Raw genomic sequence first — 16,100 nt, 5'->3', positions numbered from 1 at the left:
GTCGATGATCCTTAATGGGTCAAGGGGGGTTGATAGCATTAGGGACGTGACTGTCGACTTTCCGCTCATCGGTGAGCCCCTCGCCCTGGACCTCCTCAACACCCGTACCGCCGTCGGCGATCTGATCGCCGACCCGGCCGGTCTCTCCGCGTGGCTGGCCGTGCAGGAGGGGCGGCTGGGTCCGGTCGGGGAGGTGGGCGCCGCCGAGGTGGCGGCCGTGTGCGGGGTGCGGGAGGCCGCGCGTGCCGTGGTCGGGGCGGTGCGGAGCGGGGAGCGGCCGCCGGCGGATGCGCTGGGCGTGCTGAACGGGGCCCTGGCCGCGGCGCCGGCCCACCGCGAGCTGGCCTGGGAGGCCGGGGGCGGGGTGGTGGCCGTCCCGCGCAGGGCGGCCCCGCCGGCCCGGCGGCTGGCGGCGGAGTTGGCCGACGCGGTCGTGGACCTGCTGACGGATCCCCGGGTGGGGTCGGTGCGCGCGTGCGAGGGGGAGGGGTGCGTGCTGCTGTTCCTGCCCGCGCACCCGCGCCGCCGCTGGTGCGTGGCGTCGGTGTGCGGCAACCGGGCCCGGGTGGCCCGGTATTACGCCCGCCACAAGGGGGAAGGGGCGGCCTAGGGCTCCAGGCGGTACGGGTCGCTGCGCAGGCCGCGGTTGGTGGTGACCACCAGGGTGAGCGGGGGCTTCGTCCCCTCGGGGAGGGTGGCCGTCAGGGTGCCCGTCGCGGGGTCGGAGGTGGCCGGGGTGGCGCTGTCGTTCACGGTGACCGTGGGGTCGGGGGTGAAGCCGCCGCCCTCGATGGTGAGGGTCGGGCCGGTGAGGGTGGCGCCGGTGATGACCGGGTTGCCGCGCACGGCCATCTTGTTGATCAGGTACGCGCCGGCCGGGGCGCCCGTCAGGGCCCAGATCTCCGAGGGGAGTCGGGGGAGTCCGCCGTCGACGTCGGCGAGGAAGAACAGGACCACGTACGCCATCGTGACCGCGCTGAGGGCGACGTACTGGAGGTCGACGAGGTCCACGCGGCCGCTGTCGTTCGCGACGAGTTCGCGCAGCGGCCTGCGGCCGGAGGCGGTCGGCTTCGGGGCGGGTTTGGCCATGCTGCCGTTCTCCAGCCGCATGCCGACGACGGTCTTCGCGCCGATCAGGGCCGCGTACGGGCCGCCGAGCAGCGGCAGGTAGACGCCGGTCAGCGTGGAGAGCGGGCCGTCGTCGCCCTGGAAGTACGAGACTCCGCCGCCGGCGGTGAGGCCGTGGACGAGGATCGCGAGGAGCAGCCAGACGAGGATGACGGTCCAGGCCAGGGCCAGGACGATCGAGGTGGAGAGGCGGCCGTCGCGGCCGGTGATGAAACCGGGGTGGCGGCGCAGGCGCAGGCCGACGGGCACGGTCAGTGCGGCGAGTAACGCCAGTGCGAAGAGCGTGGATGCCATGTCGTCCCCCCGGATGCGGTCCTGGTCACAGGGTGTCCGAATGGCCGGGGTCATGACAAGTGCCCCCTGTCGTCACTGCTCCTGGTCGGGCAGGACGGGGAACCGGCGCGGGGCCACCAGCAGCAGGATCAGCAGGGCCGCGACGGCCGCGGCCGTGGCGCCGAGGAAGATGTGGTCCACAGCGGCGGCGACGGCCTCGCGCAGGTACGCGGCGGCGGCTCCGGGGAGGAGCTCCGGCCGTTCCAGCGCCTTCGCGACGTCGTCGAGGTGGCCGGGGAGTCCCGCCACGGGGGCGTCCGCGAGCCGCGCGGCGAGGGTGGCGTTGGCGACGGCCGCCAGCAAGGCCGCCCCGACGCTCTGGCCGACCTGACGGCAGAACAGCACGGAGGCGGTCGTGGTGCCGCGCTCGGCCCAGCCGACGGTCGACTGGACGCCGACGATCAGCGGGAGCTGGAAGAGGCCGAGGGCCCCGCCGAGCAGCAGCATGATCAGTGCGGGCTGCCAGGGCCGGGCCGGGTGGGGCAGCAGGGTGAAGGCGAAGAGGATGGCCGCGGCCAGGGAGATGCCGAGGGCGGCGGTGTTGCGGAAGCCGATGCGCCGGTAGACGTGCTGGCTGAGGGCCGCGCTGATGGGCCAGCTCAGGGTCATCACGGACATGACCAGGCCCGCGCCGACGGGCCCGAGGCCGAGCACGGACTGGGCGTACGTCGGCATGAACACCATCGGGGCGACCATCAGCAGGCCGAGCGCGCCCATGGCGAGGTTGACGGCGGCGATGGTGCGCCGGCGCCAGACCCAGCCGGGCAGGATCGGTTCCTCGGCCCGGCGTTCCACCCGGACGACCACGGCGGCCAGGAGGGCGCCGGCGGCGAAGAGGCCGAGCGAGGGCGCGGACAGCCAGGGCCAGGCGACCCCGCCCTGGACGAGCGCGAAGAGCAGCACCCCGCCGCAGGCGAAGACCCCGAGGGCGCCGGCCCAGTCGACCGGGCCGCGGCGGCCGGGGGAGCGTACGGGTTCGACGAGGTGGCGGGAGATCATCCACAGGGCGAGGGCGCCCAGCGGCAGGTTGACCAGGAAGATCCAGCGCCAGTGCGCGTAGGAGGCGAGCAGCCCGCCGATGGCGGGGCCGGCCACGGCCGAGGTGGCCCACACGGTGGACATGCGGGCCTGGATCCTGGGCCGTTCGGCGAGCGGGTAGAGGTCGGCGGCGAGGGTCTGGATGGTGCCCTGGAGGGCGCCGCCGCCCAGGCCCTGGACGATTCGGAAGGCGATGAGGGCGGCCATGTTCCAGGCGGCGGCGGAGAGCAGGGAGCCGACGAGGAACAGGCTTATGCCGAAGAGGAGCACGGGCTTGCGGCCGAGGGTGTCGGAGAGCTTCCCGTAGACGGGGAGCGTGACGGTGACGGCGAGCAGGTACCCGGAGAAGAGCCAGGAGAAGACGGAGAAGCCGCCGAGGTCGCCGACGATCTGCGGGACCGCGGTGGCCACGACGGTGCCTTCGAGGGCGACCAGGGCCATCCCGAGCATGAGCGAGGCGACGACGGCCCGGGGCGGTCGCCCGGCGGGCGCGATCCCCGTGGTCCCGGTCGCGCCGGTCGTGCCTTCCCTTGCGCCCACAAGATCCCTTCCCCGTACACGTATATGCGGGGAACACCATCTCACCGCGGTGGTGCCCCGGGATATCCCCCAGGACGCATCGTCCGAAGGGTGGACAACCCCTAAGGGGACCTCCGTATTACGGGCCAGGGGCCGTTCGTCCCGGCGGAGGAGGAATCGGCCCCCGGCGGCTCGTTGACTGGAACATACGGGCCAGGGGGGCCGGGGGCCGGACGGCCGGGGGTGGGGTTAACCCCCGGGCGGATACGGCGATGGGCACCAGCGCGCCCGACACCCCTCCCGCCGGAGACTTCAGGACGACGGCAGCGCAGGCCGCAGCCCACAGATCGCAGCCCGCAGATCGCACACCGCACACCGCACACCGCAGAAGGAGAAAGACCGTGACAACGGCTATGACCGAAACCAGGCACGGGGGTACTGGAGGGCATGAAGCCGTCGCGGCCCGGGCGCGGAAGGTCGTCAAGGCCTACGGCTCCGGGGAGACGCGGGTGGTCGCCCTCGACGACGTGGACGTGGACATCATGCGCGGGCAGTTCACCGCGATCATGGGTCCGTCCGGCTCCGGCAAGTCCACGCTGATGCACTGCCTCGCCGGGCTCGACACGGTGACCAGCGGGCAGATCTTCCTGGACGACACCGAGGTCACCGGGCTGAAGGACAAGAAGCTCACGCAGCTGCGCCGTGACCGGATCGGTTTCATCTTCCAGGCGTTCAACCTGCTGCCCACGCTCAACGCCCTGGAGAACATCACGCTCCCCATGGACATCGCGGGCCGCAAGCCGGACGCGCAGTGGCTGAACCGGGTCGTGGAGACCGTCGGCCTCGCCGGCCGCCTCAAGCACCGCCCGACCGAACTGTCCGGCGGCCAGCAGCAGCGCGTGGCCGTGGCCCGCGCCCTCGCGGCCCGCCCGCAGATCATCTTCGGTGACGAGCCCACCGGAAACCTGGACTCCCGGGCGGGCGCCGAGGTGCTGGGCTTCCTGCGCCGCTCGGTCGACGAGCTGGGCCAGACCATCGTCATGGTCACCCACGACCCGGTCGCCGCCTCCTACGCGGACCGCGTCATCTTCCTCGCCGACGGACGCATCGTCGACGAGATGTACGGGCCGACGGCCGACCAGGTCCTGGACCGCATGAAGGACTTCGACGCGCGCGGGCGGACCTCGTGAGCAACACCGTCCTGAAGACCTCGCGGCGCAACTTCGTCGCGCACAAGGGGCGGATGGCGCTCTCGGCCATCGCCGTCCTGCTCTCCGTCGCCTTCGTCTGCGGCACCCTGGTGTTCACCGACACGATGAACGCCACCTTCGACAAGCTCTTCGCGACCACCGGGGCCGACGTCACGGTCTCCGCGAAGCCCGCCGGGGGCGGCGACGAGAACGTCGAGAACCCGCGCAACGCCCGGCCCGCGGTCATCCCCGGCGACGCCGTCCAGAAGGTCGCGGCCGTCCAGGGCGTCCAGTCCGCCCAGGGCAGCGTCGTCTCCCTGTCCGTGACGGTCGTGGCCGCCGGGAACAAGAACGTCGGCCCCACCTCCGGCGCCCCGACGATCGCCGCGAGCTGGAACGACAACGAGCTCAAGTCGATGAAGGTCGGCTCCGGCCACGAGCCGCGCGGCCCCACCGAGGTGATGGTCGACGCCGACACGGCGAAGAAGCACAAGCTGAAGATCGGGGACGAGCTGCGCACCATCGCCGTCACCGGCGACTTTCGCGCCACGATCTCCGGCATCGCCACCTTCAAGGTGACCAACCCGGGCGCCACCGTCGTCTACTTCGACACGGCCACCGCGCAGCGCGAACTGCTCGCCGCCCCCGGCGCGTTCACCAACATCAACGTCACGGCCAAGGACGGCGTCAGTGACGAGCAGCTCAAGACGAGCATCGCCGCCGCCGTCGGCGCCGACACCTACAAGCTCCAGACCGCCAAGGAATCCGCGGACCAGGGCCGCAAGGACGTCGGTTCCTTCCTCGACGTCATGAAGTGGGCGATGCTCGGGTTCGCCCTCATCTCCGTCCTCGTCGGCATCTTCCTGATCTTCAACACCTTCGCGATGCTGGTCACCCAGCGAACCCGTGAGATCGGCCTGATGCGCGCCATCGGCTCCGACAGCGGCCAGGTGCTGAGTTCCGTGGTCCTGGAGGCCTTCCTCCTCGGTCTCGTCGGCTCGATCGCGGGCATCGGCGTGGGCGTGGGCCTGGCCGTCGGACTGATGAAGCTCATGGGCCAGATGGGCATGAACCTGTCCACGGACGACCTCACCATCGCCTGGACCACCCCGGTCGCCGGCATCCTCCTGGGTGTCGTCGTCACCGTCGTCGCCGCCTTCATCCCGGCCCGCCGGGCCGGCAAGGTCTCCCCGATGGCCGCCCTGCGCGAGTCGGGCACCCCGGGCGACAAGAAGGCCGGCGTGGTCCGCGCCGTCATCGGCCTGGTCCTCACCGCCGCCGGCGGCGCCGGGCTCTACCTGGCCTCGGCCGCCGAGAAGGCCGGACCCGGAGCGCTCTGGCTGGGCCTGGGCGTCGTCCTCACCCTCATCGGCTTCATCGTGATCGGCCCGCTGCTCGCCGCGGGCGTGGTGCGGGTGCTCTCCGGCGTCGTCCTGCGGCCCTTCGGGTCCGTCGGCCGGCTCGCCGAGCGCAACGCGCTGCGCAACCCGCGCCGCACCGGCGCCACCGCCGCCGCCCTGATGATCGGCCTCTCGCTGGTCGCCTGTCTGTCGGTCGTCGGGTCCTCGATGGTGGCCTCCGCCACCGAAGAGCTCGACAAGTCCGTCGGCGCCGACTTCATCGTCAACTCCCAGACCGGGCAGCCGGTCATGCCGCAGGCCGAGCAGGCGATGCGCGCCGTCAAGGGCCTCGACCACGTCACCGCCTACCGGGAGGTCGACGCCAAGGTCACGGCGCCCGACGGCACCACCGAGGAAGTGGGGCTCGGCGCCACCGACCCCACGTACGCCAAGGACATCCGCCGCAAGATGGTCGCCGGCGAGCACGCGGCGGCGTACGGGGCGAACTCGATGTCGGTGGGTTCGGAGTACGCGGGCAAGCACGGCGTCAAGCTCGGCGACGAGCTGACGGTCGCCTTCACCGGCGGCAACACCGTCAAGCTGAAGGTCGCGGCGATCACCAGCGACGAGGGCAACCTCGACAAGACGATGAAGTACGTCAGCACCGCCGTCGCCCAGGCGAACGTCCCGGCGGACCGGCTGCCGCAGCCCTTCATGCTGCTGGCCAGCGCGAAGGACGGGCAGGACGAGGCCGCCGCGTACGAGGCGGTCAAGAAGGGGCTGGCGGAGTACCCGCAGTACGCGGTCCGCAACCAGGCCGACTACAAGCAGTCCCTGAAGGACCAGGTCGGCCAGCTCCTGAACATCGTCTACGGGCTCCTCGCCCTCGCCATCATCGTCGCGGTCCTGGGCGTCGTGAACACCCTGGCCCTGTCGGTGGTCGAGCGGACCCGCGAGATCGGCCTGATGCGCGCCATCGGCCTCTCCCGCCGCCAGCTGCGCCGCATGATCCGCCTGGAGTCGGTGGTCATCGCCCTGTTCGGCGCGCTGCTCGGCCTCGGGCTGGGCATGGGCTGGGGAGCCACCGCGCACCAGTTGCTCGCGCTCCAGGGCCTGAAGGTGCTGGAGATCCCGTGGCCGACGATCCTCGGGGTGTTCGCGGGCTCGGCCCTGGTGGGCCTGTTCGCCGCGCTGGTCCCGGCCTTCCGGGCAGGGCGGATGAACGTCCTGAACGCGATCGCGAGCGAGTAGCACCGCCCCCGGTCGTACGGGGGAGGCGCCGGTCCGGGACCCACGGGGGAGGTTCCGGGCCGGCGCCGTGCGTTCAGTGCACGCGCCGCATCAGGACGACGCCCTCGGCCTCGCCGACGAGGTCGTACCGCTCGCCGGGGTGCAGCTGTGTGGCGTACGCGGTCGGGTCCTGGCCCGCCCACTTCGAGCCGTTGTCGATGGCGATCCACTCGGGGACCACGCCCTTGCTCCCGCCGATCCACAGCACCCGGCAGCGGGAGGTCAGCCGGGTCAGCGGCCCGGTGTCGGCCTCCACGGTCGCCCCGTCGGGGATCCGGGACAGGAGGTGCTCGATCGCGGTCACGCGCGCGGGCTTCTCGTACGTCTTCGCCTCGACGAGCTTGGCGGTCGGCATCGAGGTCGCGGCCAGCGCGAGGGAGGCGGCGAGCACGGCGATGGGCATGTGCAGGGCGTACGAGCGCAGCCACGGCCGTTCGCTGCGCCGCAGGGCGTCGATGGCGTCGACGAGGGCGAGGGCGACGACGGGCATCAGGACGGCGCTGTAGTGCCAGTCCGTGGACCAGTAGTGGTCGTCCCCGGACAGGAACCGCCAGCCGAGGGTGGGGGCGGCGACCAGCAGCAGCGGGGAGCGCAGCGCGAGCAGCCCGGAGGTGGGCAGCAGCACCCAGGTCAGGGTGGTGAGCTTGGTGCCGAGGCCGTCGAGGGGGCCCGCGCCGTGGATCTTGTCCCAGTAGCCGTAGCCCGCGGTCGCGAAGGCCGGTATGAAGACGGTGAAGACGAGGACGGCGAAGACGGCGGCTCCGGCGGCGACACCGAGCGCGGTCCACACGGCCCGCCGGTCGGTGTGCCGGGCCCGCCAGGCCACCACGACGGCGAGGGCGGCGAGGGTGAAGCCCAGGTCCTCCTTGACGAGGACCAGCGGCAGCCCCCACAGCAGTGCGGCCCGCCACCGGCCGGCGAGCAGCGCCTCCAGGGCGAAGGCGATCAGCGGCACGGCGAAGGCGATCTCGTGGAAGTCGAACTCCACGGCGCGCTGGATCCCCCAGAACAGCCCGTACGCGACGCCGACGGCGATCCCGCGGGGCCGCCCGAGCAGCCGGCCGGCGGCGCGGGTGACGGGGACGGCGGACACCGCGAACAGGGCGGCCTGGACGACCAGCAGGGTGACGGGGCCGGGGAAGACCCGGTACACGGGCGCCACGGCCGCGATGATCGGGCTGAAGTGGTCGCCGAGGATGTTGGCCCCGGGTCCCTTCAGGTCGGCGACGGGCGCCTGTAGGTGGGCGTAGGCGCGGATGGCCTGCTCGAAGATCCCCAGGTCCCAGGAGGCCCACTCCATCCGCCGGAACCGCCCGACGGAGAGCACGAGGTAGACGAGGAACAGCCCGCCGGCCACCACCCAGGGCCCCGGCCACCAGGTCCGGCCCGGCTTCGCGGGGGCCGGTGTCACCGGCGTCGGACGTGCTATCGCGTCACTCGTCACGGAGTCGTGCCCCTCGGCCGGTCGTGTCTCTCCGGCGACGGCGACGCGGCGAGCTCAGACGGTCAGTACATCGACATCGTAGATCGGGACCGCCCGATCCCGGTGTTCCCGGCGTGCGGGTCCGCGCCTGATCCGTCACTCCCACGGGGGACCGGAATCCCTCGCGCGTGGTGGAGGGGAGCGTCGTAGGGTGGGAACCCCCGGCCCGTGTGACGTGTCGGGTCCTTCGCGTTGCCCCCTCACCGGATGGAAGCCGTTTCATGAGCCTGCACGGACTGCTCGACGCCGTCACCCGGGATCCCGCGCTCGCCGAGGCGGCCACCGCGGCCGGGGACGGCAACCGTATGCACGTCGACGTCGTCGGTCCCGGTGCCGCCCGGCCGTTCGTGATCGCCGCGCTGGCCCGGCGCACCGAGCGGACCGTCCTCGCGGTCACCGCCACCGGGCGCGAGGCCGAGGACCTGGCCGCGGCGCTGCGCTCGCTGCTCCCGCCCGACGAGGTGGTGGACTACCCGTCCTGGGAGACCCTGCCGCACGAGCGGCTCAGCCCGCGCAGCGACACGGTCGGCCGCCGGATCGCCGTGCTGCGCCGGCTCGCGCACCCGAGCAAGGACGACCCGGCCGCAGGTCCCGTCTCCGTGGTCGTCGCGCCGATCCGGTCCGTGCTCCAGCCACAGGTCAAGGGGCTCGGGGACTTGGTGCCCGTGGGGCTGCGGCAGGGGCAGAGCGTCGACCTCGGCGAGGTGACCTCGGCGCTGGCCGCCGCCGCGTACGCCCGCGTCGAGCTCGTCGAGAAGCGCGGGGAGTTCGCCGTGCGCGGCGGCATCCTCGACGTGTTCCCGCCCACCGAGGAACACCCGCTGCGCATCGAGTTCTGGGGCGACGAGGTCGAGGAGATCCGCTACTTCAAGGTCGCCGACCAGCGTTCCCTGGAGATCGCCGAGCACGGGCTGTGGGCCCCGCCCTGCCGTGAGCTGCTGCTGACGGACGAGGTGCGGGAGCGGGCCGCTGCCCTCGCCGAGCAGCACCCGGAGCTCGGGGAACTGCTCAACAAGATCGCCGAGGGGATCGCGGTCGAGGGCATGGAGTCCCTCGCCCCGGTCCTGGTCGACGACATGGAGCTGCTGATCGACGTGCTGCCGGCCGGGGCGATGGCCGTGGTGTGCGACCCCGAGCGGGTGCGGACCCGGGCCGCGGACCTGGTGGCGACGAGCCAGGAGTTCCTGATGGCGTCCTGGGCCGCCACCGCCGGCGGCGGCGAGGCTCCCATCGACGTCGGCGCGGCCTCGCTGCGCGGGATCGCCGACGTCCGGGACCACGCGCGCGAGCTGGGCATGATGTGGTGGTCGGTGTCCCCCTTCGCCGCCGACGAGACGGCCGGCGGGGACACCTTGAAGCTGGGCATGCAGGCCCCGGAGGCGTACCGCGGTGACACGGCCCGCGCGCTGGCCGACACCAAGGGCTGGATCGCCGACGGCTGGCACACCGTCTACCTCACCGAGGGCCACGGCCCGGCCGCCCGTACCGTCGAGGTGCTGGGCGGCGAGGGCATCGCGGCCCGGCTGGAGGCGGACCTCGCCACCCTGGAGCCGAGCATCGTCCACGTGGCGTGCGGCTCCCTCGACAACGGGTTCGTCGACCCGGCGCTGAAGATCGCGGTGCTGACCGAGACCGACCTGACCGGGCAGCGCACCGCGACGAAGGACCTGGGCCGGATGCCGACCCGGCGCCGCAAGTCGATCGACCCGCTGACCCTTGAGGTCGGCGACTACATCGTCCACGAGCAGCACGGCGTCGGCCGCTACATCGAGATGGTGCAGCGCACCGTGCAGGGCGCGACCCGCGAGTACCTCCTCGTCGAGTACGCGCCCGCCAAGCGCGGTCAGCCCGGCGACCGGCTGTACATCCCCACCGACCAGCTGGAGCAGGTCACCAAGTACGTCGGCGGCGAGGCCCCGACCCTGCACCGGCTCGGCGGCGCCGACTGGACCAAGACCAAGGCGCGGGCGAAGAAGGCGGTCAAGGAGATCGCCGCCGACCTGATCAAGCTGTACAGCGCGCGCATGGCGGCGCCCGGCCACACCTTCGGCCCGGACACCCCCTGGCAGCGGGAGCTGGAGGACGCCTTCCCGTACGCGGAGACGCCCGACCAGCTCACCACGATCGCCGAGGTCAAGGAGGACATGGAGAAGTCCGTCCCCATGGACCGCCTGATCTGCGGCGACGTCGGTTACGGCAAGACGGAGATCGCGGTCCGGGCGGCCTTCAAGGCGGTGCAGGACGGCAAGCAGGTCGCCGTCCTCGTCCCCACCACGCTGTTGGTGCAGCAACACTTCGGGACCTTCTCCGAGCGCTACGGCCAGTTCCCGGTCAACGTGAAGGCGCTGTCCCGCTTCCAGAGCGACTCCGAGTCCAAGGCCACCATGGAGGGCCTGAAGGAGGGCTCGGTGGACGTGGTCATCGGCACGCACCGGCTCTTCTCGCAGGAGACCAAGTTCAAGGACCTGGGCCTGGTCATCGTCGACGAGGAGCAGCGGTTCGGCGTCGAGCACAAGGAGCAGCTGAAGAAGCTGCGCGCCAACGTGGACGTGCTGACGATGTCCGCGACGCCGATCCCGCGCACCCTGGAGATGGCGGTGACCGGCATCCGCGAGATGTCGACGATCACCACCCCGCCGGAGGAGCGGCACCCGGTGCTCACCTTCGTGGGCCCGTACGAGGAGAAGCAGATCGGCGCGGCGATCCGGCGCGAACTGCTGCGCGAGGGCCAGTGCTTCTACATCCACAACCGGGTCGAGTCCATCGACCGGGCCGCCGCGAAGCTGCGTGAGATCGTGCCCGAGGCGCGGATCGCGACGGCGCACGGCCAGATGTCCGAGCAGGCCCTGGAACAGGTCGTGGTGGACTTCTGGGAGAAGAAGTTCGACGTGCTGGTCTCGACGACGATCGTCGAGTCGGGCATCGACATCTCCAACGCCAACACCCTGATCGTGGAGCGCGGCGACAACTTCGGCCTCTCCCAGCTGCACCAGCTGCGCGGCCGTGTGGGCCGCGGGCGCGAGCGCGGGTACGCGTACTTCCTCTACCCGCCGGAGAAGCCGCTGACGGAGACGGCGCACGAGCGGCTCGCGACGATCGCCCAGCACACCGAGATGGGCGCCGGCATGTACGTGGCCATGAAGGACCTGGAGATCCGCGGCGCGGGCAACCTGCTCGGCGGCGAGCAGTCCGGTCACATCGCGGGCGTCGGCTTCGACCTGTACATCCGCATGGTCGGCGAGGCGGTGGCCGACTACCGGGCCGCGGTCGAGGGCGGGGTGGAGGAGGAGCCGCCGCTGGAGGTGAAGATCGAGCTGCCGGTCGACGCGCACGTCCCGCACGACTACGCGCCCGGCGAGCGGCTGCGCCTCCAGGCGTACCGGTCCATCGCCGCCGCGAACTCCGAGGCGGACATCAAGGCGGTGCGCGAGGAACTCACCGACCGCTACGGCAAGCTGCCGGAGCCGGTGGAGAACCTGCTGCTCGTGGCCGGGCTGAGGATGCTGGCCCGGGCGTGCGGCGTCGGCGACATCACCCTCCAGGGCCCCAACATCCGCTTCGGGCCGGTGGAACTGCGCGAATCGCAGGAGCTGCGGCTGAAGCGGATCTACCCCGGGTCGCTGCTGAAGCCCGCCACCTCGCAGGTGCTGGTCCCGCGCCCGAAGACGGGGAAGATCGGCGGGAAGCCGTTGGTCGGCCGGGAACTGCTGGCCTGGACGGGGGAGTTCCTCACCACCATCCTCGGTTCGTGACGGCCGTGGGGGCCGGGCCCGACGGGCCCGGCCCCCACGTGCACCCGGTGCGGGGCGTCGTCAGCCCAGCTTGTCGGCGTCGATGACGTCCTTGCCGGTCGGCGCGTCGGCCTTCACCGGCTCGTTGAACGCGCTGAAGGAGACGTCCGAGGGCTCCTTGCCGGTGTTGCTCGCCTTGAGCAGGTACGGCTCGCCCTTGGTGGCCACGAGCAGGGTCTCGGTGCCGTCGGTGGTCTTCGTGGTGAGGGTCAGGGCCTCCTGGCCGCCTTCCGTGGTCACCTTGCCCTTTTCGGCGCCCTCGCTCTTGTCGAACTCCTTGAGCAGCTGGTTCAGGTCGCAGAGGGCGGACAGTTCCTTCGAGTCCTCGTCCGTGGCCTTCGACTTCAGCCAGTGTCCCGCCAGCGTCTTGACCGCCGCGTCGGCCTGCTCCTTGGGCAGGTCCTTCATCTGGGCCCGGTAGAAGGGCTCGTCGGCCTTGATGAACACGGACTGGGCGTTGCGTATCAGCTCGAACGACCCGTCCTGGCTGGAGATCGTGCCCTTGCAGTCCCCGCCCTTGCTGACGGCCATGTTCAGCTGCATCTTCTTGCCCGCGTCCCAGACGTTGCCGCTGACGGTGAGCGAGTTCGTGCCGCGCAGGGCGGTCACGGACTTGTTGGCCACCTGGGAGCCGGTCATGTCGGGGAACGGGCCGGACGCGGCCGGCTTGAGCAGGGAGCAGCCGGTGAGGGCGAGGCCGGCGACGCAGGCGAGGGCGGCGGTGGTGGCGAGGGGACGGCGAACGGTGCGCATGGGGGGACTCTCTCGGCAGGTGAAAGCGGGCGGGGGGAAGGCTAAGGGGGGACGAAAATCAACCGGAACCCGGGGGTCCGGTTAGTGGGTGCGGCAGCCGGTGGGGGCGGCAGCCGGTGGGGGGCCGGGCCGGTGGGGGGCCGGGTGGGGGGGAGTGGGGGGTTGGTCGGGCCGGCCGGGTGGGGGCCGGCCGGGCTCGGGGCGGAGCGGGTCAGGACTTCTTCCAGTCCCCGCAGTCGTTGGTCTTGAAGTAGGCGTCGTCGGCTCCGATCGTCACGACCGCGGGCCCGGTCGGGTTCTCGTTCGCGATGATCGAGTCGATGTCGTGGGCGGCGCTCTTGGTGCGCTCCCAGTAGCAGCCCGCGCCGTCCTCGGCGGGGCCGGCGGACTTGTAGGTGCCCGGCGCGATGTCGGTGCCGACCTTGAGCATCCCGGCCTTGCCGGAGAACTCGGTCTTCGGCGAGCCGCCCGCGGCCTTGGGGTCCACGGCCTCCCAGGCCTTGCAGTCGTTGGTCTTGAAGATCTTGTCGGTGTCCGCGATGGTCACGTAGCTCGCGCCGACCACGTTGTCGTTGGAGATGATCGAGTCGGCCTCGCCGGAGGAGTCCTTGGCCCGCTCCCAGTAGCAGCCGGCGCTGCCGTTGCCCGTGGTGCGGTAGGTGCCCGGCTGGACGTCCTTGCCCACTTCGAACGTGCCGCTGCCCTTGATGGCGGCCTTCTTCTCCGCGGAGTCGCCGCCCGCCGCGGGGGCCGGGGCCGCCGGCTTCTTCGCCGCGTCGTCCTTGCCCGCGGTGTCGGTGCCGGTGCACGCACCGAGCGTCATGAGCGCGAGGACCGCGCCACCGCTGATGAGGACCTTGTGGCGAGTGGTCCGGCTCTTGTGCGAGGTGTGGGACATGGGTGGCTCCTGCCTCTCCGGCGTATTCCGGCTACTGAGCGTTCTCTGTTCGACGGAGTGATCACATCAGATGCTTGTGAACCGAGTCAACAGGATTCACTGAAGAAGTTGAGTTCACGCTGTGAATGAGTCTCTTGAGTGTGAACGGGTATGCTCCGCCGCATGTCCGAGGAGATCGGCGCCCCCCACGCCCCCCACGCCCCCCACGCACCCCAGGCCCCCCACACCCCCACTCCCCACACCCCCGCCCCTGCCGTGACCACCCCCGCCGTGACCGCCCCCGCGGAAGTCACCGCGGCCGAGGTCGCGCGCCTGGCCGGAGTCGGCCGCGCCGCCGTCAGCAACTGGCGCCGCCGCCACGCCGACTTCCCCAAACCCGTGGGCGGCACCGAGACCAGCCCCTCCTTCGCCCTCCCCGAGGTCGAACGGTGGCTGCGCGCCCAGGGCAAGCTCGCCGAGGTCCCGCTGCGCGAACGCGTCTGGCAGCAGATCGCCGCCCACCCCGGCGGGTCCGTCGCCGCGCTCGTCAAGGCGGGCGGCGCGCTGCTCGTCGTACGGGAACGGCCCGCCGAGTGGCTGAAGCTGGCCGCCGGCCCCGACGGGGACCTGGCCGAACAGCTGCGCCCCGTCCTCGACGAGGTGCTCCGCGCCCGCCTCGGACCCGGCCACGCCCTCACCGAGGTCCCGCTGCCGGTCGCCGCCGTACCGCTGCTGCGGGCCGCCGCCGAACTCGCCGCCGAACTCGGCGCCCACCAGGCCTTCGAGTTCCTCCTGGGCCGCCACCTCGACGCCAACCCCCGCCAGTACACGCTCACCCCGGACGGCCTCGCCTCGCTCATGGCCGCCCTCGTCGCACCCGCCGACCAGGCCGGGCAGGCCCCCCGCACCGTCCTCGACCCCGCCTGCGGCACCGGCACCCTGCTGCGGGCGCTCCCCGGCGCGACCGCCCTGTACGCGCAGGACTCCTCGCCCGAACTCGCCGCCCTCACCGCGCTGCGCCTGGCCCTGGGAGGGCCCGCCCCGGTCCGCGCGGCCGCCGCCGACAGCCTGCGCGCCGACGCCTTCGCGGGCGCCGCCGTGGACGCCGTGCTCTGCCACCCCCCGTTCAACGAACGCAACTGGGGCCACGAGGAACTCGCCTACGACCCCCGCTGGGAGTACGGCTTCCCGGCCCGCACCGAATCCGAACTCGCCTGGGTCCAGCACTGCCTGGCCCACCTGCGCGAGGGCGGCACCGCCGTCCTGCTCATGCCGCCCGCCGTCGCCGCCCGCCGCTCCGGCCGCCGCATCCGCGCCGACCTGTTGCGCCGCGGCGCACTGCGCGCCGTCGTCGCCCTCCCGGCCGGCGCGGCGCCGCCGTACGGGATCCCCCTGCACCTGTGGGTGCTGCGCAGGCCCGCCCCGTACGCGGCGCCCCCGACCGGGCTGCTGCTCATCGACACCGCGGCCGCCGCGGCCGCCGGGAACGGCGCCGTGGAGGCCGCCTGGGCGGCGTACGACGCCTCCGGCACGGTGGAGGAGGTGCCGGGCGCCACCCGCGTCGTGCCCGTCGTCGAACTCCTCGACGACGACGTGGACCTCACCCCCGCCCGCCACCTGCCGCCGCCCGCCGCGGGCGGCGGCCCCGCCGAGCTGACCGCCGTACGCGACCGCCTCGCCGAGACCCTCGGCCGGGCGGCCCGGCTCACCCCGCCGCCGGCCGCCCCACCCGCCCGGGCCGCGGCCAGGCCGCCGCTGACCACCATCGGCGAACTGGCCCGTGCCGGAGCCCTGGAGCTCCACACCGGCACGGGCTCCGGAAGCGGCGGCGCCCCCGTCCTCACCGAACAGGACGTCTACGCGGGCACGGGCCCCACCGGCACCCTGACGGCGGGCCCCGAGGCCCCCCTGCTCACCGCCCCAGGCGACGTCCTCGTCCCCGTCGTCGGCGCCGCCTCCGTCGCCCGCGTCGTCGACGCGGACACCGCGGGCGCCGTCCCCGGCCGGGGCCTGGTCCTGCTGCGGCCCGACCCGGCCGCCCTCGACCCCTGGTTCCTGGCCGGATTCCTGCGCGGCACCGCCGGCACCCGCCGGGCCAGCAGCCACGCCTCCACCGCCACCCGGCTCGACGTGCGCCGGCTGCGGCTGCCCCGCCAACCGCTGGCCGAGCAGCGCGGATACGGGGCCCGGTTCCGCGCCCTCGCCGAGTTCGAGGATGCGCTGAGGCTGGCCGGGCGGCTCGGCGAACAGCTCGTACAGGGCCTCTACGACGGCCTGTCGGACGGGACGGTCGCCCCCGACTAGTGCTGCGGCGCGCGGGGTGTGCAGCAGGCGTGCAACGGTTGCGCACACCCCCTC

10 protein-coding genes are annotated in these 16,100 nt (G+C 72.7%); 5 read left to right on the top strand and 5 right to left on the bottom strand.

Annotation, left to right across the window (positions count from 1 at the left end; translation table 11 throughout):
* Positions 1 to 46: 46 nt before the first annotated feature.
* Positions 47 to 610, top strand: a complete 564-nt coding sequence (locus tag ACFYYJ_RS18175; RefSeq protein WP_389133583.1) for a CGNR zinc finger domain-containing protein — start codon at positions 47 to 49, stop codon at positions 608 to 610.
* On the opposite strand, the gene ACFYYJ_RS18170 is transcribed toward ACFYYJ_RS18175, so the two are convergent.
* Positions 607 to 1,422: a hypothetical protein gene (locus ACFYYJ_RS18170; protein WP_385363352.1), complete on the bottom strand. Its 816-nt coding sequence runs from the start codon at positions 1,420 to 1,422 to the stop codon at positions 607 to 609. The genes ACFYYJ_RS18175 and ACFYYJ_RS18170 overlap by 4 nt on opposite strands.
* A 72-nt stretch (positions 1,423 to 1,494) precedes the next feature.
* Positions 1,495 to 3,039: an MFS transporter gene (locus ACFYYJ_RS18165; protein WP_385363351.1), complete on the bottom strand. Its 1,545-nt coding sequence runs from the start codon at positions 3,037 to 3,039 to the stop codon at positions 1,495 to 1,497.
* Between the two features lie 392 nt (positions 3,040 to 3,431).
* On the opposite strand from ACFYYJ_RS18165, the gene ACFYYJ_RS18160 reads away from it, so the two are divergent.
* Positions 3,432 to 4,208 carry an ABC transporter ATP-binding protein gene (locus tag ACFYYJ_RS18160; protein WP_376659822.1) on the top strand — a complete coding sequence of 259 codons (777 nt, stop codon included), beginning with the start codon at positions 3,432 to 3,434 and terminating at the stop codon, positions 4,206 to 4,208.
* A gap of 53 nt (positions 4,209 to 4,261) precedes the next feature.
* Positions 4,262 to 6,799: an ABC transporter permease gene (locus tag ACFYYJ_RS18155; RefSeq protein WP_385363362.1), complete on the top strand. Its 2,538-nt coding sequence runs from the start codon at positions 4,262 to 4,264 to the stop codon at positions 6,797 to 6,799.
* A gap of 73 nt (positions 6,800 to 6,872) precedes the next feature.
* On the opposite strand, the gene ACFYYJ_RS18150 is transcribed toward ACFYYJ_RS18155, so the two are convergent.
* Positions 6,873 to 8,282 (bottom strand): DUF2079 domain-containing protein, encoded by a 1,410-nt coding sequence (locus tag ACFYYJ_RS18150; RefSeq protein WP_385128676.1) that lies wholly within the window; start codon positions 8,280 to 8,282, stop codon positions 6,873 to 6,875.
* 260 nt (positions 8,283 to 8,542) lie between these two features.
* On the opposite strand from ACFYYJ_RS18150, the gene mfd reads away from it, so the two are divergent.
* The gene (gene mfd, locus ACFYYJ_RS18145; RefSeq protein ID WP_389133580.1) at positions 8,543 to 12,073 is read left to right on the top strand and encodes a transcription-repair coupling factor; all 3,531 of its coding nucleotides are present in this window, start codon (positions 8,543 to 8,545) and stop codon (positions 12,071 to 12,073) included.
* Positions 12,074 to 12,133: 60 nt separating this feature from the next.
* On the opposite strand, the gene ACFYYJ_RS18140 is transcribed toward mfd, so the two are convergent.
* Both ACFYYJ_RS18140 and ACFYYJ_RS18135 read right to left on the bottom strand, forming a co-directional pair.
* Entirely contained in the window at positions 12,134 to 12,865 is a 732-nt protein-coding gene (locus ACFYYJ_RS18140) for a hypothetical protein (protein ID WP_385128678.1), read from the bottom strand.
* A gap of 211 nt (positions 12,866 to 13,076) precedes the next feature.
* Positions 13,077 to 13,763, bottom strand: coding sequence for a hypothetical protein (locus ACFYYJ_RS18135; protein ID WP_385128679.1), 687 nt, complete (start codon positions 13,761 to 13,763; stop codon positions 13,077 to 13,079).
* 162 nt (positions 13,764 to 13,925) lie between these two features.
* Between ACFYYJ_RS18135 and ACFYYJ_RS18130 the strand changes: the two genes are divergently transcribed.
* Complete coding sequence (locus ACFYYJ_RS18130) at positions 13,926 to 16,046, top strand: N-6 DNA methylase (protein WP_389133576.1); 2,121 nt, start codon at positions 13,926 to 13,928, stop codon at positions 16,044 to 16,046.
* Positions 16,047 to 16,100: the final 54 nt, after the last annotated feature.

Origin of the sequence: Streptomyces sp. NPDC002467 (assembly GCF_042889825.1) — a bacterium.
Taxonomy (GTDB): Bacteria; Actinomycetota; Actinomycetes; order Streptomycetales; family Streptomycetaceae; genus Streptomyces.
Note: the sequence above shows the minus strand (reverse complement) of the source record. Positions and strands in the feature narration are given on the sequence as shown.